Consider the following 24,779-nt stretch of genomic DNA (forward strand, 5'->3'; position numbering starts at 1 on the left):
GGGATCGGGGTGGTTGGTCACTTCACCGCTCCGGCCGTCAGCCCTGCGACGAGATAGCGCTGGAGCAGCAGGAAGCCGGCCACCACGGGCACACTGACGACCAGCGAGGCGGCCATGATCTGGTTCCAGTAGACGTCGTTGAGGGTGGAGTAGCCCTGGAGTCCGACGGCGAGTGTGCGGGTGGTGTCGTTGGTCATGACGGAGGCGAACAGGACTTCACCCCAGGCGGTCATGAAGGCGTAGACGGCGACCGCCACGATGCCGGGGATCGCCGCCGGTACGACGATCCGGAAGAGCGCGCCGAGCGGACCGCAGCCGTCCACCAGAGCCGCCTCGTCGAGGTCGCGCGGCACCGAGTCGAAGTAGCCGATCAGCATCCAGATGGAGAAGGGGAGGGAGAACGTCAGGTACGTCAGGATCAGGCCGCCGCGGGAGCCGAAGAGCGCGATGCCGGTGGCGTTGCCGATGTTGACGTAGAGCAGGAACAGGGGGAGGAGGAAGAGGATGCCGGGGAACATCTGCGTCGACAGGACGGTGACCGTGAAGACCCGTTTCCCACGGAAGTCGTAGCGGCTCACCGCGTAGGCGCTGAACACGGCGATCACCACCGAGCAGACGGTCGCCGCGCCCGCCACGATCAGCGAGTTCACGAAGTACCTGGCGAGCGGGACCGTCGACCAGATGTCGATGTACGGGCGGATCGTCAGGCCGCTGGGCAGCCAGCGGAACTCGCCCGTGACGTCCGCGAGGGGCTTCAGCGAGCTGGAGACCATCACGTACACCGGCAGCAGCACGAAGCCGGTGAGCAGGGTGAGGAAGATCCGTCGGGACCAGAGGAACGAACTCGGTGGTGACATGGGTGAGTTACCGCGCACGGGAAGTCCTCCGTCCGCGCGAGGTGACGGCCAGGTAGACGCCCGTCACGGCCAGCAGGAAGAGCAGCAGCAGGACCGACATGGCCGAGCCGGTGCCGAAGTTCCAGGTCACGAAGGAGGCCTGGTAGATGTGGACCGAGACGAGATCCGCGGCTTCCGGGGCGGCCCTGCCGAACAGGACGAACGGCGTGTTGAAGTCGTTGAACGTCCAGAGGAACAGGACCAGGACCAGCACCTGGTTGACCGGGCCCAGGGACGGCAGGGTGATCCGGCGGATCTGCTGCCACATGCCCGCGCCGTCCAGCGCCGCCGCCTCGTACAGCTCACGCGGGATGTTCTGCAGGCCGGCCATGACGATGAGGAAGGCGAACGGCCAGCCCTTCCACACCGACACGGTGAGCAGGGCGTAGAAGCTGTTGTCGCCGATGAGCCAGAAGGAGGGCTGGTCGGTGAGGTGCAGCTGGTCGTGCAGGACGTGGTTCACCAGACCGTTGTCGTGCTGGAACATGAACACCCAGGTGATCACGGCCGCGTAGACCGGCAGGGCGTAGGGCACCAGGAAGAGCGCCCGCAGCAGCCCCCGCCCGCGGAAGGCGTCCTGCATGAAGATCGCCGCCGCGGTGCCGATGAGCCAGCACAGGCCGACCGAGAGCAGGGTGAAGCCGACGGTGACGAGGAACGAGTGCAGCAGTGCCTCGCCGACGGGAGCGTCGAAGTCCACCGACACGCGGTAGTTGTCGAGCCCGGACCAGGGAGCCGTGCCCCAGTCGCGGATGTAGAACTGGGTGAGCTCCTTGAAGCTCATCACGACGCCGATCACCATCGGCACGAGATGAACGAGGAGTTCGAGGACGAGGGCGGGCAGGAGCAGCAGGTAGGGCAGTCCGATGCGGCGGATCCGGCCGGGACGCGGGCGCGGGGCCCGGCCGGTGCCATGGTCCGCGCGAGGCCTTTCGACCTCGGCCGTGGTGGTCATCTGGCTCACTTCGTCCGGCTCACTTCGTCGGCATCTGCTGCTGGGCCTTGGCGAGCTTGGCCTTCACCGACTCGGTGGTCACCGGGCGGCCGGCTGCCGCGTCGGCGAACAGTTCCTTGACGGCCGTACCGATCGTCGTCTCGAACTGCGACTCGTCGGCGACCTGCGGCAGCGCGGCGGCGCTCTTGGCGAGGGTGTCCTTCAGGACCGCGTTCGCCGGGGAGTTGAACGAGGCGTCCGACTGGGCGGAGGCGACGGGCGGGATGGTGCTGTAGGCCGTGTTGAGGATCTTCTGCTCCTCGTCGCCGGTCATGAACTTCACGAACTCGGTGGCGCCGTCGATGTTGTCGGTGTTCTTGAAGACCGCCAGATTGATGCCCGCGACCATCGAGTTGATCTGGGCGCCGCTGCCGGGGGTGCCGGACCGCACGGGTACCGGGGCGATGCCGTACAGGTCCTCGCTCATGCCCTGGGACTTGAGGTTGGCGGACGCGGACTGCCACAGCAGCATCGCCGTCTTCCCCTTGGCGAAGTCGCTCACGGACTGGTTCTGCGCGTACTCGGCGTTGCCCTGCGGGATGACCTTGTCCTTCGCCATCAGGTCGACGTACTGCTTGACGGCGGAGACCGCTCCGTCGGACGTGAAGTCCGGCTTGCCGTCGGCGGAGAAGAAGTCGGCGCCGTGCTGCTTGGCGAAGACGAAGACGTGGTGGACGTTCTCCGAGACGTTCGCGCCCTCGGCGCCCAGGACCTGCTTGCCCTTCGCCTGGATCTTTTTGCCATCGGCCACCAACTCGGCCCACGTGGCGGGTGGTTGGGCGATGCCTGCGTCGGCGAAGACCTGCTTGTTGTAGTAGAGGGCGTAGGCCATCGAGTACAGCGGCACCGCCGCCGGGTCCTTGTCCCGCGCTCCCGTCGAGCCGAGCGCGGAGGCGACGAAGCGGTCCCTGCCCCCGATCTTCGCGAGGTTCGCGTCGTCCCAGGGCAGCAGCGCGCCCGTGGCCTGGAGCGAGGCCGACCAGGTGTTGCCGATGTTGAGGACGTCGGGGCCCTGACCGGACGTGGTCGCCGTAAGGATCCGGTTGAGCAGGTCCGACCAGGGGACGACCTCCAGCTTCACCTTGATCCCGGTCCGCTTCTCGAACTTGTCGAGTTCCGGCTGGAGGACCTTCTTGTCCACCTCGATGCTCGCGCCCTGGTTCGATGCCCAGTACGTCAAGGTCTTCGGCGAGTCGTTGGAGCCTCCGCCGTCCGTGGAGCTTCCGCCTCCGCAGGCCGTGGCCGCGAGGGCGAGTGACATGACGACGGCTCCTGTGGCCGCGGCTCGGATGGTGCGCATGGGCGGGCTCCCGGTGTCATCAGGGCTTAATTTAGGACGTGAGTTAAACCCTGGGAGAGGACCACGTCAAGAGTTCCGGCACAGTCCGGGGAACTCCGGTCGCACCACTTGACGCGCACGTTCAGGTAGTTGAAGCATTCAGCGCTGAGAGAGCGCTCTCAACTCAGCGACCGTTCACTTCCTTAAATCAGCCGTTCACATGCCGAGCGGCCTGGACCGAGGAGAGCCGCCCATGCCCCACACTCCCCCGCCGGAGACACCCGCCGTGCGCCGCAGAGCAGTACTCGCCGCCGCCGCCACGGCCGCGGCCGCCCCGGCGCTCGCCGTACTCGCCTCCACGCCGGCCTCGGCCGCCTCGCGCGGCAAGCGTCCGCGTGCCCTGCCGGGCGGTGGCGACCTCGGCCCGAACGTCCTCGTCTTCGACCCCTCGACCCCGGACATCCAGGCCCGGCTGGACACCGTGTTCCGGCAGCAGGAGTCGGCACAGTTCGGCACCGGACGCTACGCGTTGCTGTTCAAACCCGGTACCTACCACGGCCTCAACGCCCAACTCGGCTTCTACACCTCGATCGCCGGCCTCGGCCTCTCCCCCGACGACACGACCATCAACGGGGACGTGACCGTCGACGCGGGCTGGTTCGGCGGCAACGCCACCCAGAACTTCTGGCGTTCGGCGGAGAACCTGGCGCTCGTCCCGGTCAGCGGGACCAACCGCTGGGCGGTCGCCCAGGCGGCCCCCTTCCGCCGCATGCACATCCGCGGCGGCCTCAACCTCGCCCCGTCCGGGTACGGTTGGGCCAGCGGCGGCTACATCGCCGACAGCCGTGTAGAGGGCGAGATCGGGCCGTACTCGCAGCAGCAGTGGTACACCCGGGACAGCGCGATCGGCAGCTGGCTCAACGGCGTGTGGAACATGGTGTTCTCGGGGGTCGAGGGCGCCCCCGCCCAGAGCTTCCCCAACCCGCCGTACACCACGCTCGACACGACGCCGGTCTCACGGGAGAAGCCGTTCCTGTACGTCGACGGCGGCGGGTACCGGGTGTTCCTGCCCGCCAAGCGGACCGACGCGCGCGGGGTCACCTGGGGCAACGGCACACCGCGCGGCAGCTCGCTGCCCCTGTCCCGGTTCTACGTCGCCAGGCCGGGCGTCTCCGCGGCCACACTCAACCAGGCGCTCGCGCAGGGCCTCAACCTGCTGCTGACGCCGGGGATCTACCACCTCGACCGGCCGATCCAGGTGAACCGCGCCGACACGGTCGTACTCGGCCTGGGTTACGCCACCCTGATCCCCGACAACGGCGTCACCGCGCTGAAGGTGGCCGACGTCGACGGGGTCCGGCTGGCGGGCCTCCTCGTCGACGCCGGGCCCGTCAACTCCCCGACGCTGCTGGAAGTCGGTCCGCCCGGCGCCTGGCGCGACCACTCCGCCAACCCGACGACCGTCCAGGACGTGTTCGTCCGGATCGGCGGGGCGGGCGCCGGCAGGGCCACCACCAGCATGGTGATCAACAACCGTCACACGATCGTCGACCACACCTGGGTCTGGCGTGCCGACCACGGCGAGGGCGTCGGCTGGGAGACCAACCGGGCCGACTACGGCGTCGTCGTCAACGGCCACGACGTGCTGGCCACGGGCCTGTTCGTAGAACACTTCAACAAGTACGACGTGCAGTGGAACGGCCAGCGCGGCCGCACGATCTTCTTCCAGAACGAGAAGGCCTACGACGCGCCGAACCAGGCCGCCGTCCAGAACGGCTCGGTGAAGGGCTACGCCGCCTACAAGGTCGGCGCCGGCGTCACCACGCACGAGGGCTGGGGGCTGGGCAGCTACTGCTACTACAACGTCGACCCGACGATCGTCCAGCACCATGGCTTCGCCGCCCCGAACGTACCGGGTGTGAAGTTCCACGACCTGCTGGTGGTCTCCCTGGGCGGCCAAGGCCAGTACGAACACGTCATCAACGACCTCGGGGCCCCGACCTCCGGCACCTCGACGGTACCGTCGACCGTGGTGTCCTACCCCTGACCCGCGTGTGAGCCGCGCATGGCGACGTCCGCCCCCGTCGGTCCGCGCCACGAACGTCAGGTGTTCGCGGCACGGACCGACAGGCGGACCCGCGGCCTACGACCTCGGTGAGACGGGGTCGTAGGCTCGCCGGGGACTACTGCCTCGCCGCCACCGGCGCCGGGGAGTAGCCCGTCGGCCGGGCCGAGAAGGTGCCCCGGCCCTGGGTCCGGCTCCGCAACCGGGTCGCGTAGCCGAACAGTTCGGCCAGCGGCACGGTGGCGGTGACCACCGCCGAGCCGCCGCGCACGGCCGAGTCGGTGACCCGCCCGCGCCGGGCGGCCAGGTCGCCGAGGACCCCGCCGACGGCGTCCTCGGGCACGGTGACGGTGACCTCGACGACCGGTTCCAGCAGGACCATCGCACAGGCGCGCAGGGCCTCCCGCAGCCCGAACCGGCCGGCGGTGCGGAAGGCCGTCTCGGAGGAGTCCTTCACATGCGTCGCCCCGTCCGTCAGGGTGACCCGCAGCCCGGTGACCGGATGCCCGCCCACGGGACCCTCGGCGAGGGCGTCCCGACAGCCGGCCTCGACCGCACGGACGTACTCCTGCGGCACCCGTCCACCGACGACGGTCGACCGGAACGCGAAGCCGGAATCCGCACCGCCTCCCGCGTCGTCCGCGCCGAGCGGCTCGACATCGAGCACCACATGGGCGAACTGGCCCGCCCCACCGTCCTGTTTGACATGCCGGAAGACCAGGCCGGACACCCCTCTGGCGACGGTTTCGCGATAAGTCACCCTCGGGCGGCCCACGTTGACCTCCAGACCGAGACTGCGGCGGATCTTCTCCACCGCGACCTCCAGATGCAGTTCACCCATGCCCGACAGCACCGTCTGACCGGTCTCCGGGTCGGTCCGGACGACCAGCGACGGGTCCTCCTCGGCCAGCCGGGCGAGTGCCGAGGCCAGCCGGTCGGCGTCGGTGCTCGTGCGCGACTCCACCGCCACGGAGACGACCGGGTCGGCGACCCCGGGCGGCTCCAGGACGACCGGCGCCTCCGGCGCGCTCAGCGTCGAACCCGCACGGGCCGACTTCAGCCCGACCACGGCCACGATGTCCCCGGCGACCGCCCGCTCCAGCTGGGCGTGCCGGTCGGCCTGCACACGCAGGATCCGGCCGACCCGCTCGGTACGCCGCGCGCCCGACTCCCACACCAGGTCTCCCTTCTGGATCGTGCCCGAGTACACCCGCAGGTAGGTGAGCCGTCCGGTGGCGGTGGCGGCGACCTTGAACGCGAGAGCCGCGAACGGCGCGGACGGGTCGGCGGGTCGCTGTTCGCCGACGGCATCCTGCACACGGTCGACTCCGTCGTCCATGGGGTCGGCGCCCTCGCGCACACCGTGGCCGCCATCGTGCATGCCGTTGACACCAGGCCGTGCACGGCCGGCGCCATGCCGCACACCGTCGGCCCGCGCCATACCGTCGACAGCATGGCGCACACCGCCGACCCCGGGAGGCATACCGCATACGGGCGGCACGTCCAGCGGCGACGGCAGATAGGCGACGACGGCGTCCAGCAGCGGTTCGATCCCACGGTTGCGATAGGCCGAGCCGCACAGCACCACCACCGCGTCACCCGTGCGAGTCAGGTCGCGCAGGGCACCGGAGAGGGTCTCGGCCGAGAGTGTCTCCCGGTCGCAGAACTCCTCCAGCGCGGCCGGGTGCCGCTCCGCCACGGCCTCCTCCAGCAGCCGACGCCGACGCAGCGCCTCCTCCCTCAGCTCCTCCGGGACGACGTCCTCGACGGCCGTGTCGCCGCCGTCGCTCCAGTTCAGCGCTCGCATGCGCAGCAGGTCGACGACGCCGGTGAAGCCGTCCTCCACGCCGACCGGCAGCTGGACGACCAGTGGAACCGGATGGAGACGCTCCCGGATCGACGCCACCGCGGCGTCGAGGTCGGCCCCCACCCGGTCCAGCTTGTTGACGAACGCGATCCTCGGCACGCCGTGCCGGTCGGCCTGCCGCCACACGGACTCGCTCTGCGGCTCCACGCCCGCGACGGCGTCGAACACCGCCACCGCGCCGTCGAGCACCCGCAGCGAGCGTTCCACCTCGTCGGCGAAGTCGACGTGCCCGGGGGTGTCGATCAGGTTGATGCGGTGACCGTCCCAGTCGCAGCTGACGGCCGCGGCGAAGATGGTGATTCCCCGGTCGCGCTCCTGGGGGTCGAAGTCGGTGATGGTCGTGCCGTCGTGGACCTCGCCGCGCTTGTGCGTGGTCCCGGTGGCGTACAGGATCCGCTCGGTGACGGTGGTCTTGCCTGCGTCGACGTGGGCGAGGATGCCCAGGTTGCGGACGACGGAGAGCTGACGGTCGAGGTTGTTGCGCACGGCCCCTGGCCTTTCGGAGTGTTCCGAGAACGGGCAGCGCGATTGTCCGGACGAAGGGCGAACGACACCTCTTTGACGCACCCTCGGACGCACTGCGACCGCAGTGCGTCAAAGAGGCGTTTCGGTGTGAGTTCAGACCTTCGTCAGGAGGCCCGGTGCCGGCCGCGCAGCGAGCACCGGACGGACGGAGACACGAGGATCACCTCGTAGCGGGAGCGGGGAGCGACGGCAGCGGCGTGGACACACATGGCCGGGCTCCCCTCGTTCGTCTCGGTCCCGCGCCGCCCATGTCGTGGGCCGCACTCGGTGTTGGCGAGTGTAGGGGCGAACGCGTCCGCGCCGCACGCGATTTGTCGCGCGCCCCGCCCCACCGCTTCGACGCGGCTCCGCCCCACGAAGCGCGTCCGACGTTCACACGGGCGTAGCCTGCGCCGCGGTGTAGAACCGCCTCCGCACCCGGCGCAGCCAGGCGTCGGCAGCCGTCTCCTCGGGATGTTCGGGCAGCACGCTGCGGGTCCGGGCGAACGCCTCCTCGAAGTGGCGCAGCAGCGGCAGCGCGGCTTCGGGTTCGGCGGCGACCTGTTCACCGAACGCGTGGTAGCTCTCCGGGTCGTCGACGCGGATCGACAACCGCCCGGTGGCGTACAGCTCGTAGCCCTGGGTGCACAGCCGCTTGAGGTGACGGGCGTGCTTGGCGGTCCGCTTGGGGGTGTCCGCGCCGAGAGGGCCTTCGCTGCGGTTCTGCAGTTTCCGGAACTGTTGCGTGGCATAGCCGAGATAGGCGTCGCGGACCCGACGCGCGCTGAGCAAAGTCTCACGGAGGCCGATGAGTTCGTCGCCGAGCGGTGTCCGCACCTCGTACAACTCGTCCGGCAGCCAGACGAGTTCCATCACGGTCGGGTTGCCGCCGAGGGCGAGCCTGCACCACTTCGCGGCCTCGTGCAGGGTGCGGTCGGGTGCCGTGCTGACGTGCGACTCCTTCGGCTGGTGCAGGCCGTGCAGTTCCTCGGTGGGGGCGGCGAACATGCCGAGGCGGTCCACGTCGGAGCCTTCGTGGGCGAGCCCGTAGGCGGTCGAGCCGACGATGCCGGACAGCAGGATGTTGGTGACGGTCACAGGTGCCCCCGGTCGTTCCCCTGATGGTGATCGCCTGCCCCCGTGGCCGGGTGACAGGACCGCCATGATGCCCCGGCGCCGGTCCGGGCTTCCTCGTATTTTCCTGTCGGGCCCGGCCGCGACGACCTGCTCCACCCACGCCGCACCCCGTCCGCCTGTTCACCCGGACGGCTCAGTGCGCTGGTCGAGCGGCCCGGCCGGTGGTGCCGTGTAGGGACAGAGGTAGCCCCACCAGAGCTCACCGGGTGCCTGGGAAGCACCCAGGTCGACGAGAGGAGGCCCTCGGGATCCCGCCGGGGCGCGCCCGCGGGGACCGGCACCGGACCGCCCCGTCCCCGAACCGTCCTCAGGAGGTATCCGTGACCAGCGCTCGCCACTCGTCCCGACCGTCCACCCCGCCCCGTCCCTCGGGCCCGGCCGGTCCGGCCGGGCCGACGCGCCCCGGCCGCCCGACCCGGGTGCTGGCCGCCGCTCTGGCCGTCGGAACGCTGCTCGCCACGGCGGCCTGTTCCGACGGAGACGACAGCTCGTCGACCGCGTCGACCGCCTCGAGCACCGCGACCTCACCGTCCGCCACCCGGACCTCCGCCGCGTCCCCCACGATCACGCCGCTCACCACGGCCGGCGCGCAGACGGCGCTGATCACCGAGGGGGACCTCGAGGACGATTGGACGCAGGTCAAGACCGCGGCGAGCTGGCGGGACCGGATGCTCATCGGCACGGTCGACGCCGCCCAGTTCCTCACCGGCAAGACGCAGGCCGCCGACTGTCAGCGCCTGCTCGACGGGCTCTACGACGAAGACCTCCTCGGGGCTCCGCCCGGCCCGTCGGCGCTCACCGGATTCACCGAGGGCGACTCCCGGCTGCTCTACCAGGTCGCCGCCTACCGGTCGGCCACCCTGGACCAGTCGCTGACCTGGCTGGAATCCCTGCCGACCGCATGCGACCAGTTCAACGCGGTCGCCTCCGACGGGACCACCCGTACCGTGCAGGTGGTCGAGGCCTCCCTGCCCGACGTGGGTGACGCCCGGCAGGGCCTCACGGTGACCGTGTCGGGACCCTCCGGCGGCACCCCGGTCACGCTCACTCTGGACGTCGCCGTCGTACGGGTCGGGGACGACGCGATCACGGTCACCAACGGCGGATCCGACGGCGCGGACCACGGCAGCACCAAGGACGCGGTCGGCCAAGGCACCACACGGCTCAAGGACGTGCGGGAAGGCCGCTCTCCGGCTCCGGAGCCCAGCGAGTTCGACTGAGCGCTCCGCCGCTGCGGCCTTCTTCCGTCCCCTGTGAACCATGTGACATATTACTGTCGTGACCAAGCGACCGAGCGGTGACGTCGTGGTCGTCGGCGCCGGCATGGTGGGCGCCGCCTGCGCGCTGTACGCGGCCCGTGCCGGACTGGACGTGATCGTGGTCGACCGGGGCCCGGTGGCCGGCGGCACGACCGGTGCCGGCGAGGGCAACCTCCTCGTCTCCGACAAGGAGCCGGGACCCGAGCTCCAACTGGCTCTGCTGTCGGCCCGGTTGTGGGGTGAGCTGGCGCGGGAACTGGACACGGCCGTCGAGTACGAACCCAAGGGCGGTCTGGTCGTCGCCTCCACGCCGGAGGCGCTCACCGCCCTGACGGCCCTGGCGGCCGGACAGCGCGCGGCCGGCGTGGCCGCGGTCCAGGTCGACGCGACACGACTTCCGGACCTGGAACCGTACTTGGCGCGAGGGCTGGCGGGCGGCGTGCTGTATCCGCAGGACGCCCAGGTCATGCCCACCCTGGCCGCGGCCCACGTTGTCAGGGCCTCGGGTGCGCGCCTGGAGACCGGCCGGACGGTGACGCGGGTACTGCGCGACACCGGCGGCGCCGTGCGGGGCGTGCGCACCGACCGGGGCGACATCCTGGCGCCGGTGGTGGTGAACGCGGCCGGAACCTGGGGGGCCGAGGTCGCCGCGCTCGCGGGGGTGGAGCTGCCCGTACTCCCCCGCCGCGGTTTCGTCCTGGTCACGGAGCCACTGCCGCGCCGGGTGCGGCACAAGGTGTACGCCGCCGACTATGTGGCCGATGTGGCGAGCGACTCGGCCGCCCTGCAGACCTCACCGGTCGTCGAGGGGACCGCAGCCGGGCCCGTGCTGATCGGCGCGAGCCGCGAACGGGTCGGCTTCGACCGGTCCTTCTCGCTGCCGGTCGTCCGCGCTCTCGCGGCGGGCGCGACGCGTCTGTTCCCGTTCCTGGAAAACGTGCGGGCGATGCGCACCTACGTCGGCTTCCGCCCCTACATGCCCGACCATCTGCCCGCCGTCGGACCCGACCCGCGGGTGCCCGGGCTGTTCCACGCCTGCGGGCACGAGGGCGCGGGTATCGGCCTCGCGACCGGCACCGGTCACCTGATCGCGCGGATCCTCACCGGCAAGCGCCCTGAGCTGGACCTGACTCCGTTCCGCCCCGACCGCTTCGACCACCCCGACCGCCTTGACCGCATCGCCGAGGAGGCCGCTCCGTGAACCCCCTGCAGCCGGCCCGGGCGCACCCCGGCGCCCCGTTCGCCGTCACCTTCGACGGCCGGGAGATCCAGGCACTGCCCGGGCAGACCATCGCCGCCGCACTGTGGGCGTCCGGCGTCACGGCCTGGCGCACCACGCGGGACGGAGGGCGGGCGCGCGGCGTCTTCTGCGGGATCGGCGTGTGCTTCGACTGCCTGGTGACCGTCGACGGACGCCCCAATCAACGGGCCTGTCTGGTGACGGCGGTGCCGGGCGCGGACATCCGTACGCAGGAGGGGACGGGTCACGATGGCTGAGCACCGCCCGGTCCTGGCGGTGATCGGCGCGGGCCCGGCCGGTCTGGCCGCCGCCCTGGCAGCCGCGGCCCGAGGCGTGCGCGTGGTGCTGATCGACTCCGGCGTCGAGGCGGGCGGACAGTTCTACCGGCAGCCCCCGCACGGACTCGGGGCCCGGCGTGCGCAGGCCCTTCCTCACCAGCGGCGCACCTGGGAGCGACTGCGCGCGGGACTCGACACCCACCTCGCCGCCGAACGCGTGGTGCACCTGAGTGACCGTCATGTGTGGTGTGTGGAAGGGGAATCGAGTGGGTTCACCGTGCACGCGCTGATCGGCCCGGAACAGGAGGAGTCGGTCGCGGTCCGCGCCGACGGGGTGCTCCTGGCGACCGGCGGCTACGAGAAGGTCCTGCCGTTCCCCGGCTGGACACTGCCCGGCGTGGTCACCGCGGGCGGCGCTCAGGCGCTGCTGAAGGGCGGGCTCGTGCTGCCGGGCCGCAAGGCGGTCGTGGCCGGCACCGGGCCCCTGCTGCTTCCCGTCGCCACCGGCCTCGCGGCCGCGGGCGCCCAGGTAGCCGCCCTCGTGGAGTCGGCCGGGCCGGGTGGCTTCGTACGTCACTCCCGGGCCTGGGCCGCCGCCCCCGCGAAGCTCGCCGAGGGGATGGTCCACGCGACCCGGCTCCTGGGGCATCGCGTGCCCGTGCTGGTCCGTCATGCGGTGCTGGAGGCACACGGTACCGAGCGGGTGGAGTCCGTCACCGTCGCCGCGCTGGACGCCGAGGGCCGGCCGGTGCCCGGCACGCAACGGCGTCTCACCTGCGACACCCTCGCCGTCGGCCACGGCATGCTGCCGCACACCGATCTCGCGGACGGGCTGGGCTGCCGCCTCGACGGGCCGCGCGTGTACGCGGACGACGAGCAGCGCACCGATGTCCCCGGCGTCTGGGCCGCCGGCGAGGCCACGGGGATCGGCGGCGCGACGCTGTCTCTCGCCGAGGGGCACATCGCCGGACGATCGGCGGCGGCGAGGCTGACCGGTACCGTTCCCGACCCACGGGAGTGGGCGCCGGCCGCCCGGGCCCGTACGCGGCTGCGGTCGTCCTTCGCGACACTGGACGCCGCGTACGCCGCCCGGCCGGTCCGGTGGACGGAGCAGGTGACCGACGAGACGGTCGTGTGCCGCTGCGAGGAGGTCACCGCCGGCGCCGTCCGCGAGGCCGTCGGCACGCTCGGCGCCGGCGATCTGCGCACCGTGAAGCTGCTGACCCGGGCCGGAATGGGCTGGTGCCAGGGCCGTATGTGCGAACCCGGGGTGGCCGGCGTCGCGGGCTGCGAACTCGTGCCGGCACGACGGCTGCTGGCCCGCCCCGTGCCCCTGGGTGTGCTGGCCGCGCCGCCGCCCGATCACACGGCGACACCCACACAGTGAAATGTCACACCTCACCGCCCGGGCTTCTCACCCCCGAAGGGACTCGCCCATGACCGTCTCCACTCCCGCCCCCGCCACCCCTGGGCACCGCCCCTGGCGTGGCGTCCTGGTGGCCACCGCGCTCCCGCTCCGGGACGACCTGTCCGTCGACCACGACCGGTACGCCGAGCACTGCTCCTGGCTGGTGGCGAACGGCTGTGACGGCGTCGTGCCCAATGGTTCGCTGGGCGAGTACCAGGTGCTCACGCCCGAGGAACGCGCCAGGGTGGTCGAGACAGCGGTGGCCGCGATCGGCGGGGCGCGGGTGATGCCGGGTGTCGCCGCCTATGGCTCGGCGGAGGCCCGCCGTTGGACCGAGCAGGCGGCCGAGGCGGGCTGCGCGGCGGTGATGCTGCTCCCGCCCAACGCCTACCGCGCGGACGAGCGTGCCGTCGTGGCCCACTACGCCCAGGTCGCGGAAGCAGGCCTGCCGGTCGTGGCGTACAACAACCCGATCGACACCAAGGTCGATCTCGTACCCGAACTGCTGGCCCGGCTGCACGGCGAAGGGCACATCCAGGGTGTCAAGGAGTTCTCGGGCGATGTGCGCCGTGCCTACCGGATCGCGGAACTCGCCCCGGATCTCGACCTGTTGGTGGGTGCGGACGACGTGCTGCTGGAACTGGTGATGGCGGGCGCCAAGGGCTGGGTGGCCGGTTACCCCAACGCCCTGCCGAAGTCCTCGGTCGAACTGTACCGGGCGGCCGCAGCCGGTGATCTCGCCACCGCTCTTCCCCTCTACCGTCAGCTTCATCCGCTGCTGCGCTGGGACTCGCGCGTCGAGTTCGTCCAGGCGATCAAACTCTCGATGGACATCGTGGGCCGCCACGGCGGCGGTTGCCGCCCGCCACGGGTCCCGCTGCTGCCGGACCAGGAGGCGATCGTCCGTTCTGCCACCGAGAAGGCGGTCGCGGCCGGGCTGGCGTAGTGGCCGCCGTCCCGCGCGACTTCAAGACAGAAGGGAGACATCGTGCGCAGCAAGCTCGTCCTGCACGCCGTCGACTCGCACACGGAGGGCATGCCCACACGTGTGATCACCGGCGGGATCGGCACCATCCCCGGCGCGACGATGAACGAGCGGCGGTTGTACTTCCGTGAACACCGCGACCACATCAAGCAGTTGTTGATGAACGAGCCGCGCGGCCACTCCGCCATGAGCGGCGCGATCCTCCAGCCGCCCACGCGGTCGGACTGCGACTGGGGCGTCGTCTACATCGAGGTCTCGGGCTATCTGCCGATGTGCGGGCACGGCACGATCGGGGTGGCGACCGTGCTCGTCGAAACGGGCATGGTCGAGGTCGTCGAACCGGTCACCACCATCCGACTGGACACCCCGGCCGGGCCGGTCGTCGCCGAGGTGGCCGTCGAGGACGGCGCGGCCACGTCCGTGACCCTGCGGAACGTCCCCTCCTTCGCGGTCGCGCTGGACCGCACGGCGACGCTGCCCGACGGCCGTACGGTGACGTACGACCTGGCGTACGGCGGCAACTTCTACGCGATCCTGCCGCTGTCGGAGTTCGGGGTGCCCTTCGACCGCGCGCGCAAGGACGACATCCTGCGAGCCGGGCTGTCACTGATGGAGGTGATCAACTCCGAAGGGGAACCGGTCCACCCCGAGGACCCGTCCATCCGCGGCTGTCATCACGTGCACCTGTACGCGCCCGGCGCCACCGCCCGCCACTCCCGGCACGCGATGGCCATCCATCCGGGCTGGTTCGACCGCTCGCCCTGCGGTACGGGGACGAGTGCGCGCATGGCGCAACTGCACGCGAGGGGCGAGCTGCCGTTGCACACCGAGTTCGTCAACGAGTCCTTCATCGGCACCCGCTTCACCGGCCGGCTGCTCGGCACGACGGAAGTCGCGGACCGTCCGGCGGTGCTCCCCAGCTTCACCGGACGCGCCTGGGTCACGGGGACGGCCCAGTATCTGCTGGACCCGACGGATCCGTTCCCGGCGGGGTTCGTCCTCTGACGCCGGGGCTGCCCGCACCCGCACCACGGCAGAGGTCAGCGACGCCGTGCGCAGGGGTGCGACGTGACATGGCACAGTGCACCTCAGAGTGACATGGCACAGCCCGTACCGAGGAGACCCACCATGGCCGCCGCCCGGCGCACCAGCAGCCAGACACCCCCCGCACCTTCCCTCCCCGTGCTCGGTGGCCGGCGCAGCAGCTATCGCGAGCGGGTCGCCGATGCCCTGCGGGCCGCGCTGATCGCGGGCGAGCTGCTGCCCGGCGAGGTGTACTCGGCTCCGGCCCTGGCCGCCCGCTTCGGAGTGTCGGCGACACCGGTGCGCGAGGCGATGCTCGACCTGGCGAAGGAGGGCCTGGTCGACGCCGTCCCGAACAAGGGGTTCCGGGTCACCGAGGTCTCCGACAGGCAGTTGGACGAGTACACCCACGTCCGCGCGCTCATCGAGATTCCCACGGTGGTGGCACTGGCGACGACCGCCGACCCGGTGTCCCTGGAGGCGCTGCGTCCGGCCGCCCGGGAGATCGTCGCCGCGGCGGTGGCGGGCGACCTCATCGCGTACGTCGAGGCCGACACCCGTTTCCACCTGGGTCTGCTCGCTCTGGCGGGCAACACCCACCTCGTCGAGGTCGTCCGTGAACTGCGCGGCCGGGCCCGCCTGTACGGCCTCACCGCGCTTTCCGCCTCGGGTCGTCTGCTGGCCTCCGCCGAAGAACACCTGGAGCTGCTGGACGCCCTGCTGGCACGGGACGAGCGGGCCGTGCACGCGATCATGACACGCCACCTGGGGCATGTGCGGGGCTTGTGGGCCTCCGCTCACGAGTAGCGACTCGCCCCGGAGTGGGCGGGTCGGCCCTCAGTGGGCGGTTCGCCCCACGACGTCCCCTCTACCCGTCCCCCTTCCGCAGGCCACCTCGGCCCGGGGTTCCTACTGTGATCCTTGTCGCTGAGGTGCCAAGCGTGGAGAGAGTGCCGCACGGGCAGTCAATTGCCCGTGCGTGAATGGACGGCGTCAAATCTGTGGGGGAACGCGTGAGTCTGTGCCTGATCGGTGCGGGATTGTCCGGTCTGACGACGGCACACGCCCTGAAGTCCGAGGGGCTCGACTTCGTCTGCCTCGAACAGGCATCGGACGTCGGCGGAATCTGGCGTCGGCCGCAGGCGGGGGAACGCGGCCCCGGCTATCTGTCACTGCACCTCAACACCGCCAAGCAGCTCACGGGTCACTCCGCCTACCCGATGCCCGCCGCCTACCCGCTCTATCCCCGGCACAGCCAAATCGCCGCCTATCTGCGCTCGTTCGCCGAGTGGGCCGGCGTACTGGACCGAATCGAGCTGGGGACGACCGTGGAGTCCGTACGGCAGGAGGCGGACGGTGGGTGGACGGTCGTCAGCCGGGATGCCGACGGCGTGAGCTCGTCCCGCGGCTTCACGCACGTGATCGTCGCCTCCGGGCACAACTCGGAGCCGTCGATGCCCGCGATGCCCAGGGGTGCCGAAACGTTCACAGGAACGATTCACCATTCTCTCGACTACCGCGACGGCAGCGAATACGCCGGGCAGCGCGTCATCGTCGTGGGGCTCGGGAACTCGGCGGTGGACATCGCCGCGGACCTCTCCCGGTACGCCGAGCTGACAGTCCTCTCGGTGCGCCGGGGACTGCACGTCATGCCCAAGCAGTTGTTCGGCATGGCTCTCGACGAGATCGCCGACGCGCCGTGGTGGGTCAGCATGTCCCTGGCGGAGCAGCGCCGTTTCATCGAGCAGGCCCTGCTGATCGCCCGCGGCAAGCTCAGCGACCACGGGCTGCCGGAGCCGGACCATCCGGTGTTCGCCTCGGCCGTCACCATCTCCGACGAGATCCTCAGCCGGATCCGCCATGGCGCGGTCACGCCGAAGCCCGCGATCGACTCCGTCGACGGCGGCCGGGTCTCCTTCACCGATGGCACGTCGGTCAGGGCCGACGCCATCGTGTACTGCACCGGCTATCAGATGACCTTCCCGTTCCTGGAGCCCGGCTGCCCGGTCGGCGCCCAGGGCTCGGTCGAGCTGTACAAGCGGGTCGTCGCCCCGGCTCGCCCCGGTCTGTTCTTCGCCGGCCTGATCCGTCCCGTCGGTTCGATCACCCGGCTGGTGGAGGCCCAGGCACGGTGGATCGCGCGGCTCGTCACCGGCGACGCGGTGCTGCCGGAGGCGGAGGTCATGCACAAGGAGATCGCCACGTACCTGAGCGGTGTCGCGGGTCAGTACGGGCAGCGGGAGGGTGCGTCGACCCAGGTCAACGTGGCGCCCTACCTGCAGGAGTTGCGGGAGGAGTGAGCTCGGGGCGGAGGGCGCCGGGCTCACCGGTCTTCGGCCGGAGGAGAAGAAATACCCGCCCCGAAGGGCGGGTATCGAGCAACACCGGGACCCGGCCGCCCACTGCCGTTGCCATTGCCGTTGCGATGGAAACGTCATGCAGTGAGCGGTGATGCCGTGAACAGTGCGCGCGTCACTTGGTCAGCCAGTTGAGGAACTTGCTCCACACACCTGCCTGTTCGGGCTGGCGGGGCGCTCCCGCACCCACACGCGTCGGCGGCTGCGGGGTGGCCTGCCGGCTCGGCCGACTCACCGGCCTGATCGGCGTGAACCGCGCGGGGAGCGTGACGAGCCCACGACTGAAGGCACCCTGACGCCATGTCAGGCTCTCCTCGGGAACGCTGAGTTCGACGTCGGGCAGCCGGATGAGAAGGTTCTCGATGGCCGACACGACGATCTGCCGGGCGGGTTCCTTCGAGGGGCAGGCGTGCGGGCCTGCGCTCCAGGCGAGGTGCGCACGGTTGCTGCCGGCCTTGCGGGCCGCCGACAGCGTGGGGCCGGTGTTGGCGGCGGCGATGCTGACCAGCATCAGGTCGCCGGCGGTGAGTTTCTGGCCGGCGAACTCCATGTCGGCCACCGGGTAATGCGCGGCGAAGTTCGTCATGGGCGGGTTCTCCCACAACGTGTCGTCCATCCCCTCCTCGATCAGCCCGCCCCCGTGGGCGTACCGGTCGTCGGTGAGCAGCCGGTGCAGGGTGTTGCCGATGAGGTTGACCAGGGGCTCGGCCCCCGCGCCCAGCAGCAGGGAGACCTGGTGCAGCATCTCCTCGTCGGACAGGCCGGCGTGGTGCTTCAGCAGCCAGGAGGTGACGTCCTCACCGGGCTTGCGCCGTTTGAGGGCGATCAGCTCGCCGACGGCCTGGAACAGCACCTCGCTGGCCTTTTCCGCGTTGATCCCGTCGAACATGCCGGAGATGCCGAAGAAGACGCGGTCGCCGATGTCGGCGGTGCAGCCGAAGAGCTCGTTGAACACGAACAGCGGGAGCTGCTTGGCGTAGGAGCCGACGAGATCGGCCGAACCGCGTTCACTGAACTGGGAGATGAGGAAGTCGGAGATCCGGCCGACGCTGTGGCTCAGCCGCATCGGGTCGATGCGCGCCATGCTGTCCGTGATGGGCTGACGCAGCCTCAGGTGCTCGGCACCGTCGGAGGACATGCAGTTGGGCCGGTAGGCAAGCACGGGAAGGACGGGGCTGTCGGGGGCGATCCGGCCTTCGTTGAAGTCCCGCCAGCGGCGCGCGTCCTTGCGGAAGGACCCTGAGTCCTGCAGGAGTTGGAGGGCGGTGGCGTATTCGGTGACGAGGGTGGCCTCGACTCCCGGGGCGATCTCCACGGGCGCGGTGGGCCCGTAGTGCCGCAGGTAGGTGTAGTAGGCCTGCGGGTCTGCCGCGAACTCAGGCCCGTACAACGGCACTCTGCCGCCGGGCTGATGCGCCGGGCACCCGGGCGGGGGCACGGGTGCGGTGGGTTGGTCCATGTCTGCTCCTAGTGTGCACGGTCCTGCAGGTGGCGGACGAGGGTGATCAGCGCGTCGGCCGACGACCGCTCGTCTCGCGCGTCGCAGATGACGACGGGGGTGTCGTCGAGCAGGTCCAGTGCGTCGCGCAGAGCCATCTCGTCCCGCAGCGGGGCACCGTCGAAGTGGTTGACGGCGATGGCGTAGTCGAGTCCGTACTGCTCGATCAGGTCGATCACGGCGAAGGAGTCCGCGAGCCGCTCGGGGTCGACGAGCACCAGCGCGCCGAGGGCGCCGCGTGCCATGTCCTCCCACATCTGGACGAAACGCTGTTGTCCCGGCGTTCCGAACAGATACAGCACGACACGGTCGCTGATGGTCAGCCGGCCGAAGTCCATGGCGACCGTGGTGGTGCTCTTGCCCTGGACCCCCTTGAGGTCGTCGACGGACTCGGCGGCCCGTGTCATCGTCTCTTCGGTGGTCAGCGGCTCGATCTCGGAGATCGCCCCGATGAACGTGGTCTTGCCGACCGCGAAGTGACCGACGACGAGGATCTTCACCGCCGTCTGCGTAGCTCCTTCACGGACGTAGGCCTGCTCATCCAAACTTGGCCCTGAGACCATTCAGCACCTCCTCCAGGATGTCCCTGTCGGCGAGCGGGGCCCGCTGCACCGGCGGACGGGTGATGAGATAGCCGCCTTCGGTGAGGGCGGCAAGGAGGATCTTCACCACGCCCAGGGGCAGTTGGGTGTGCCCCGCGATCTCGGCGACCGAGAGATAGCCGGCCGAGCACAGGTCCAACAGGTTCTGTTCCTCGGGGGACAGGCGGGTCGGCCGCTGCTCGTGATCGGCGGCCGCCGTGACGAGGGTGATGAGGGAGAGCTGCCCTTCGTCGGGCAGCGTGCGCCCCTTGGTGATGACGTACGGTCGCACTAATTCCGGCGTCTGCGACTCCAGTTCGTCGAACCCGTTCATGACCGCACGCCGAGGTTCTCGCGCGGCGGGGTCGTCAGGGCCTTGCCGAGCTGGCCGACGATCTGCTGCATACGGAAGGTGATGTCCGCCATGTCGACGTCCGGCGAGGCGGAGACGCCGAGGTAGGCGCCCTCACCGGCGGAGATCAGGAAGACCCATCCCCCGTCGAACTCGACCAGCGTCTGCCGCCACCGCATCTGCGGGTCCTCGCAGAAGAACGCGAGTGAGCGGCTGAGTGACTGCACACCGCTCATCGCGGCGGCCACCCGGTCCGCGTCGTCCTTGTCGAAGTCCTGCGTCCGAGCCATCAGCAGGCCGTCGGCGGAGATGAGGACGGCATGCAGGGCCCCAGGTATCTCCAAGGCACTGTCAAGCATCCATGACAGATCGTCGTTCACGAGACCTCATGCCCTTCGCTGCCAGCACCACGTGTGCTGCTCGACTTTTCCGCGGGATTCGCAGGCGGCGTGGCCCGGCCCGACTGGGTGCCCCGCTGGAAGGCGCCCATGATCGCCGCCGTCTCGGCACCCGTGCGGGCGGGAGTGGGCGAGGACGCACTGCCGGGCACGATGGCCATGGGCCGCTTGCGACGTCGCTTCGGCAGACCGTCGGAGGTGGTGGTGTTGGTGGCGTGCCCGCCTTCGGGGCCGCTGCGGCCCGTGGCGGCGACGGCGGGAGCGACCGGAGCCGGTTCCTTCTGCTCGGGCGCGTTGGTGAGCAGGTCGTGCGGCAGGAGGAGCACCGCCCGGACGCCTCCGTAGGGGGAGGTGGAGTCCACGGACACCTCGAAGCCGAAGCGCTCGCTGAGCACACCGATCACCGCGAAGCCGAACTGTGGCGGGTTGCCCAGTGCGGAGACACCCGAGACCCGCTGGCTCGACAGGAGCCTGTCGGCACGGGCGCGCTCTTCGTCGTTCATACCGACACCGGCGTCGTCGACGACGATGCAAATACCCTTGGGCACGGTACGGATATTGATTTCGACAACGGTGTCGGGGCTGGAATAGCTCGTCGCGTTGTCGAGCAGTTCGGCGAGGGCCAGTGCGACCGGTTCGACCGCGCGGCTGGTGATGCCGAAGTCGACCTGCGAGAGAATCTCCACCCGCCGGTAATGGCGGACCCTGCCCTGCGCGCTGCGTACCACGTCATACACGGAGGCGACATCACGTGCGCGCCCCAGCCAGCCGTCGCAGAGCACGGCGATGGACTGGGCGCGCCGTCCGAACTGCGAGTTGGTGTGGTCGATCTCCAGAAGGTCCTGGAGAATAACCGACTCGCCGTATTTGTTCTGCAGCCGGGAGACAATCAACTGCTGTTCCGCGGCGAGGCCCTGGAGGGTCCGCATCGCGGACTTGAGGACCGTTTTCGTAGCGTCTTCGGCTCGTTCTCGAGCTGCCTCTACGGATTGCGCGTACTCGTTCTCCAGCGTGGAGTAGTGAGACCTGAGCCCCGCGATCTCCTGCCTCAAGGCACGCGCCGCCCTGCGCTGGCGAACTATGAGGGCGACTGCGACGAGTACGGCCACGAGGAGAGCCCAGAGTACCGGGTTCTGTATGTAATGCGTCATAAGACTCTCTTCAGGCGACTGACGGCCAGTTGCTGAATTCCCGTCAACGCGGGCGGACCGGCGGACCGCCCGCACCGGGGTGACCGCCCGGACTGTCCCCGTAGTCGGAGATGTCGTCTTGCACCCATCCGCCCGCTCTACAAGCGAGCGTGATCGTATCACCACAACCTGGAGTCACAGACCGTCAATATGGTGACTGAGTTGAACATTGACGGATCGTCAGCAGTACCGGCAGGCAACTGGAAGGTGACCGGGAAGTGGCCCCGCGAGGAGGCTGCCGAGGCGCCCGACAGGACAACCGATAAACGGGCTTCCGCGACATTACGGAGGCAATGGATACGGAGACAACAAAACCCGCACCCGGCGAGACGCCGAATACGGGCAATTGTGTGCTCACCGAGCGAATCGGCTCGATACGGAGAGTGAGAGTGTCCGAGGGGGGACTTGAACCCCCACGCCCGATAAAGGGCACTAGCACCTCAAGCTAGCGCGTCTGCCATTCCGCCACCCGGACCAGGTGTTGCCGCTGCGTGAGTCCTCCCCGCGGCGACAGGGACAACAATACCAAGCTTTCGGAGTGCGCCTCACCTGCATATCCGCTGGCCGCACGGGGCGCGGGACCGCTGCGCGAACACCTCGCCCCGGGCAACCGAGTGATCACTTCACCGTCGGCTCCTCGACGACGAGCGTCCGTGGCGTCGGCGGCGGCGCGGCCGCCGCCCGCTCGTCCGCGGGGCGAGAAAACGGCGTTCCATCACCCGCCCGGCCTCCTCGGCCCGCGCCAGGCAGACCCGGGCCGACGTCCTGGCCGGGTGGGGCGGGCAGGCCGGGCAGGGCGGGCTGGCGTCGCGGCCTTGGCCGACCGACCGACCGGACCGCCGCCCCGCCCCCGGACCGGACGACCGAGGCGATGCCGTGGCATCGACCGACCGTCCGGCCAGTCCGGGGGCGGGGCGGCGGCCTGGTCAGGGCATCAGCTGGTACTCCGGGAAGTTCCCGGGAAGCCTCTCCCCCGTCGGCCCCTGTGTCACCGCGCGCACCAGCAGCTCCCCACCGACGAACGCACCCCGCCAGGACGCGCCGAAGCCGCCGAAGAGCTCGTCGCGGTCACCGCGGGAACGGGCTGTGCCGTGGCCCACCTTGAACGCTCGGATCTGCGGGGCCAGCCGGTCGTAGGTGCTCCGGTCGTCCGTGGACAGCGTGGCGACGAGCGCGCCGTTGGACGCGTTCATGGCGGCCAGCAGCTCCGCCTCGGTGTCGACCAGGACGATGGTGTCGACCGGGCCGAACGGCTCCGCGTGGTGCAGCGGGGAGGACGGCGGCGGTCCGAGGAGCGTGACGGGCTGGACGTACGCCGACGTGTCCTGGCCGGGCAGGAAGCGGGCGTCGGCCGGCCTGCCGCGGTGCAGCGGTACCGCGCCCCGGTCGATGGCCTCGGCGATCTGGTCGTGCAGTTCCTTGGCCTTGGCCGCGTTGATCACCGGCCCGAAGTCCAGCCGGGGGTAGGGGTCGTCGCGCCTCTCCACGGCCAGCGGGTGCCCGAGGGTCAGCGTGCGCACGGCCGGGAGGTACGCCGCCAGGAACTCGTCGAACAGGGCGCGCTGGACGACGAATCGCGGGTACGCCGTGCAGCGCTGCTTGCCGTAGTCGAAGAGCTTGGGCACGACCGCGGAGAGGGTGTCCCAGTCCGAGTAGTTCCAGATGCCCCAGGTGTTGAGTCCTTCCTGTTCGAGTACGTGTCGCTTGCCGAGGTCGGCGACGGCCGTGGCCACCGCGGCACCGGTGTCGCGGCCGCCGACGAAGGAGACGCAGCCGATCTCGGGCGCTCGGACCAGCGCCTGGGACAGCTCGCCCCCGCTGCCGCTGACGAGGGTGACGGGGACGCCCTCGCGTGCGGCGAGCGCACAGGCCAGCGTCAGGCAGGCGACACCGCCGTCGGTCGGGGCCTTGGCGATGACCGCGTTGCCTGCCAGTGCCTGTACCAGCAATGCGTGAACGAGCACGCTCATCGGGTAGTTCCAGCTCGCGATGTTGGACACCGGGCCGTCCAGCGGAGCACGCCCGTCCAGCATGGGTTCGATGCCGTCGACGTACCAGCGCACGCCGTCGACGGCCCGGTCGACGTCGGCCTGCGCCAGCCGCCAGGGCTTGCCGATCTCCCAGACGAGGAGGAGGGCGAGGAGTTCACGGTGTTCGGCGAGGGCGTCGAGGGTGGCCGCGATGCGGGCCCGGCGCTCCTCGATCGGGACGTGCCGCCAAGCGCGATGCTGGTCGAGACCGGCGCGGACGGCTTGGTGGGCGGTGGCGCCGTCCAGCCGGGGCGGGCCGGCGATCGGGCTGCCGTCGACCGGGCTGGTGGCCGGCAGCGAGCGGCCGTCGGCCTGCCAGGAGGCGTTCCACAGGTTGAGGACCCGGTCGTCGCGGAAGGCCTCCGGGGCGACGGCGAGGCATCGCCGCCAGGTGTCCGGCCAGGAGGTGCCGGCTTTGAGGGTGAGGGTGGTTGCCATGGGCTGCTCCGCTCTCGGTGCACAGTCGGGGGCGGGGTGATGCGTGGCTGTGGAGACGTTAGCGGGACACGACGACTCCGGTAAGTGACGGCGTCGCGGCCTTGAGTGACGTCACGCCCCTTCGTCCAGTACCGCGAGTGCGAGACGCGCGGTCTCGGACGGCGTGGCGCCCACCCGTACTCCCGCCGCCTCCAGCGCCTCCTTCTTCGCCCGCGCGGTCCCCGAGGAACCGGAGACGATGGCGCCCGCGTGTCCCATGGTCCTGCCCTCGGGCGCGGTGAAGCCGGCGATGTAGCCGACGACGGGTTTGGTGACGTGGGCGCGGATGTGGGCGGCGGCTCGCTCCTCCGCGTCGCCGCCGATCTCGCCGATGAGAACGATGAGTTCGGTGTCGGGATCCTCCTCGAAGGCGGCCAGGCAGTCGATGTGGCTGGTGCCGACGACCGGGTCGCCGCCGATGCCCACGCACGTCGAGAAACCGATGTCCCGCAGCTCGTACATGAGTTGATAGGTGAGGGTGCCGGATTTGGAGACCAGGCCGATGCGGCCCGGCTTGGTGATGTCGGCCGGGATGATGCCGGCGTTGGACTGGCCGGGAGTGATCAGGCCGGGGCAGTTGGGGCCGATGACGCGTGTTCCGCGTGCCGCGGCGTGGGCGGTGAAGGCGACGGAGTCGTGGACCGGGATGCCCTCGGTGATGACGACGGCGAGGCCGATCCCGGCATCGGCGGCCTCGACGACGGCGGCCTCGGCGAAGGCGGGCGGCACGAAGACGACGGTGACGTCGGCGCCGGTCGACCGCATACCGTCGGCGACCGACCCGAAGACGGGGATCGCGCGGTCGTCGAAGTCGACGGTGCGGCCCGCCTTGCGCGGATTGACGCCGCCGACGACGTTCGTGCCCGCCGCGAGCATGCGCCGGGTGTGCTTCATGCCCTCGGCGCCGGTCATGCCCTGGACGAGGACCTTGCTCTCCTTGGTGAGGTAGATGGCCATGGCG

General features: G+C 70.4%; 21 protein-coding genes and 1 tRNA gene. 9 read left to right on the plus strand and 13 right to left on the minus strand.

Features of this window, described 5'->3' with window-relative positions; genetic code table 11:
• Nucleotides 1-17: 17 nt before the first annotated feature.
• From ACIPFH_RS07165 to ACIPFH_RS07175, 3 genes are read right to left on the minus strand one after another with little or no spacing between them, the layout of a single operon-like run.
• A complete protein-coding gene (locus ACIPFH_RS07165) occupies nucleotides 18-857 on the minus strand; it encodes a carbohydrate ABC transporter permease (protein ID WP_356250241.1) in 840 nt (279 codons plus the stop codon).
• Nucleotides 858-864: 7 nt separating this feature from the next.
• Nucleotides 865-1,851: a carbohydrate ABC transporter permease gene (locus ACIPFH_RS07170; RefSeq protein WP_401824026.1), complete on the minus strand. Its 987-nt coding sequence runs from the start codon at nucleotides 1,849-1,851 to the stop codon at nucleotides 865-867.
• Nucleotides 1,852-1,870: 19 nt separating this feature from the next.
• Entirely contained in the window at nucleotides 1,871-3,190 is a 1,320-nt protein-coding gene (locus ACIPFH_RS07175; protein ID WP_401824028.1) for an ABC transporter substrate-binding protein, read from the minus strand.
• Nucleotides 3,191-3,422: 232 nt separating this feature from the next.
• Between ACIPFH_RS07175 and ACIPFH_RS07180 the strand changes: the two genes are divergently transcribed.
• Entirely contained in the window at nucleotides 3,423-5,216 is a 1,794-nt protein-coding gene (locus tag ACIPFH_RS07180) for a coagulation factor 5/8 type domain-containing protein (protein WP_401824029.1), read from the plus strand.
• Between the two features lie 136 nt (nucleotides 5,217-5,352).
• Here the strand turns inward: ACIPFH_RS07180 and ACIPFH_RS07185 are convergent, their stop codons facing one another.
• Nucleotides 5,353-7,587 carry an elongation factor G gene (locus ACIPFH_RS07185; RefSeq protein WP_401824030.1) on the minus strand — a complete coding sequence of 745 codons (2,235 nt, stop codon included), beginning with the start codon at nucleotides 7,585-7,587 and terminating at the stop codon, nucleotides 5,353-5,355.
• Nucleotides 7,588-7,998: 411 nt separating this feature from the next.
• On the minus strand, nucleotides 7,999-8,703 hold the full coding sequence (locus ACIPFH_RS07190) for a DNA polymerase beta superfamily protein (RefSeq protein WP_359126749.1): 705 nt from the start codon (nucleotides 8,701-8,703) through the stop codon (nucleotides 7,999-8,001).
• 458 nt (nucleotides 8,704-9,161) lie between these two features.
• On the opposite strand from ACIPFH_RS07190, the gene ACIPFH_RS07195 reads away from it, so the two are divergent.
• From ACIPFH_RS07195 to ACIPFH_RS07230, 8 genes are all read left to right on the plus strand, one after another.
• Nucleotides 9,162-9,962: a hypothetical protein gene (locus ACIPFH_RS07195; RefSeq protein WP_401825082.1), complete on the plus strand. Its 801-nt coding sequence runs from the start codon at nucleotides 9,162-9,164 to the stop codon at nucleotides 9,960-9,962.
• A gap of 58 nt (nucleotides 9,963-10,020) precedes the next feature.
• The gene (locus ACIPFH_RS07200) at nucleotides 10,021-11,202 is read left to right on the plus strand and encodes an NAD(P)/FAD-dependent oxidoreductase (protein ID WP_401824032.1); all 1,182 of its coding nucleotides are present in this window, start codon (nucleotides 10,021-10,023) and stop codon (nucleotides 11,200-11,202) included.
• A complete protein-coding gene (locus ACIPFH_RS07205) occupies nucleotides 11,199-11,498 on the plus strand; it encodes a (2Fe-2S)-binding protein (RefSeq protein WP_401824034.1) in 300 nt (99 codons plus the stop codon). The genes ACIPFH_RS07200 and ACIPFH_RS07205 overlap by 4 nt, the downstream gene beginning before the upstream one ends.
• On the plus strand, nucleotides 11,491-12,906 hold the full coding sequence (locus ACIPFH_RS07210; RefSeq protein WP_401824036.1) for an FAD-dependent oxidoreductase: 1,416 nt from the start codon (nucleotides 11,491-11,493) through the stop codon (nucleotides 12,904-12,906). The genes ACIPFH_RS07205 and ACIPFH_RS07210 overlap by 8 nt, the downstream gene beginning before the upstream one ends.
• A 49-nt stretch (nucleotides 12,907-12,955) precedes the next feature.
• A complete protein-coding gene (locus ACIPFH_RS07215) occupies nucleotides 12,956-13,873 on the plus strand; it encodes a dihydrodipicolinate synthase family protein (protein ID WP_401824038.1) in 918 nt (305 codons plus the stop codon).
• A 42-nt stretch (nucleotides 13,874-13,915) separates the two neighbouring features.
• A complete protein-coding gene (locus ACIPFH_RS07220) occupies nucleotides 13,916-14,917 on the plus strand; it encodes a proline racemase family protein (protein WP_401824040.1) in 1,002 nt (333 codons plus the stop codon).
• A gap of 123 nt (nucleotides 14,918-15,040) precedes the next feature.
• Entirely contained in the window at nucleotides 15,041-15,742 is a 702-nt protein-coding gene (locus ACIPFH_RS07225; protein ID WP_401824041.1) for a GntR family transcriptional regulator, read from the plus strand.
• Nucleotides 15,743-15,948: 206 nt separating this feature from the next.
• Nucleotides 15,949-17,235, plus strand: a complete 1,287-nt coding sequence (locus ACIPFH_RS07230) for a flavin-containing monooxygenase (RefSeq protein WP_401824043.1) — start codon at nucleotides 15,949-15,951, stop codon at nucleotides 17,233-17,235.
• A 172-nt stretch (nucleotides 17,236-17,407) separates the two neighbouring features.
• Here the strand turns inward: ACIPFH_RS07230 and ACIPFH_RS07235 are convergent, their stop codons facing one another.
• The 8 genes from ACIPFH_RS07235 to sucD form a co-directional block, all read right to left on the minus strand.
• Complete coding sequence (locus tag ACIPFH_RS07235) at nucleotides 17,408-18,751, minus strand: cytochrome P450 (protein WP_401824045.1); 1,344 nt, start codon at nucleotides 18,749-18,751, stop codon at nucleotides 17,408-17,410.
• Between the two features lie 8 nt (nucleotides 18,752-18,759).
• Nucleotides 18,760-19,353, minus strand: coding sequence for an ATP/GTP-binding protein (locus ACIPFH_RS07240; protein WP_356250222.1), 594 nt, complete (start codon nucleotides 19,351-19,353; stop codon nucleotides 18,760-18,762).
• The gene (locus ACIPFH_RS07245; RefSeq protein WP_356250221.1) at nucleotides 19,328-19,705 is read right to left on the minus strand and encodes a DUF742 domain-containing protein; all 378 of its coding nucleotides are present in this window, start codon (nucleotides 19,703-19,705) and stop codon (nucleotides 19,328-19,330) included. Before ACIPFH_RS07245 ends, ACIPFH_RS07240 begins: the two co-directional genes overlap by 26 nt.
• Entirely contained in the window at nucleotides 19,702-20,103 is a 402-nt protein-coding gene (locus tag ACIPFH_RS07250; RefSeq protein WP_328478041.1) for a roadblock/LC7 domain-containing protein, read from the minus strand. The genes ACIPFH_RS07245 and ACIPFH_RS07250 overlap by 4 nt, the downstream gene beginning before the upstream one ends.
• Nucleotides 20,100-21,272: an ATP-binding protein gene (locus ACIPFH_RS07255; protein WP_401824048.1), complete on the minus strand. Its 1,173-nt coding sequence runs from the start codon at nucleotides 21,270-21,272 to the stop codon at nucleotides 20,100-20,102. Before ACIPFH_RS07255 ends, ACIPFH_RS07250 begins: the two co-directional genes overlap by 4 nt.
• Nucleotides 21,273-21,701: 429 nt before the next feature.
• A tRNA-Leu gene (locus tag ACIPFH_RS07260) sits at nucleotides 21,702-21,786 on the minus strand.
• A 451-nt stretch (nucleotides 21,787-22,237) separates the two neighbouring features.
• Nucleotides 22,238-23,779, minus strand: a complete 1,542-nt coding sequence (locus ACIPFH_RS07265; RefSeq protein WP_401824050.1) for an aldehyde dehydrogenase family protein — start codon at nucleotides 23,777-23,779, stop codon at nucleotides 22,238-22,240.
• A gap of 111 nt (nucleotides 23,780-23,890) precedes the next feature.
• Nucleotides 23,891-24,775, minus strand: coding sequence for a succinate--CoA ligase subunit alpha (sucD, locus tag ACIPFH_RS07270; protein WP_401824052.1), 885 nt, complete (start codon nucleotides 24,773-24,775; stop codon nucleotides 23,891-23,893).
• Between the last annotated feature and the right edge of the window lie 4 nt (nucleotides 24,776-24,779).

It is taken from the genome of Streptomyces sp. NPDC088157 (genome assembly GCF_044741545.1).
In the GTDB taxonomy this organism is placed as follows: Bacteria; Actinomycetota; Actinomycetes; order Streptomycetales; family Streptomycetaceae; genus Streptomyces.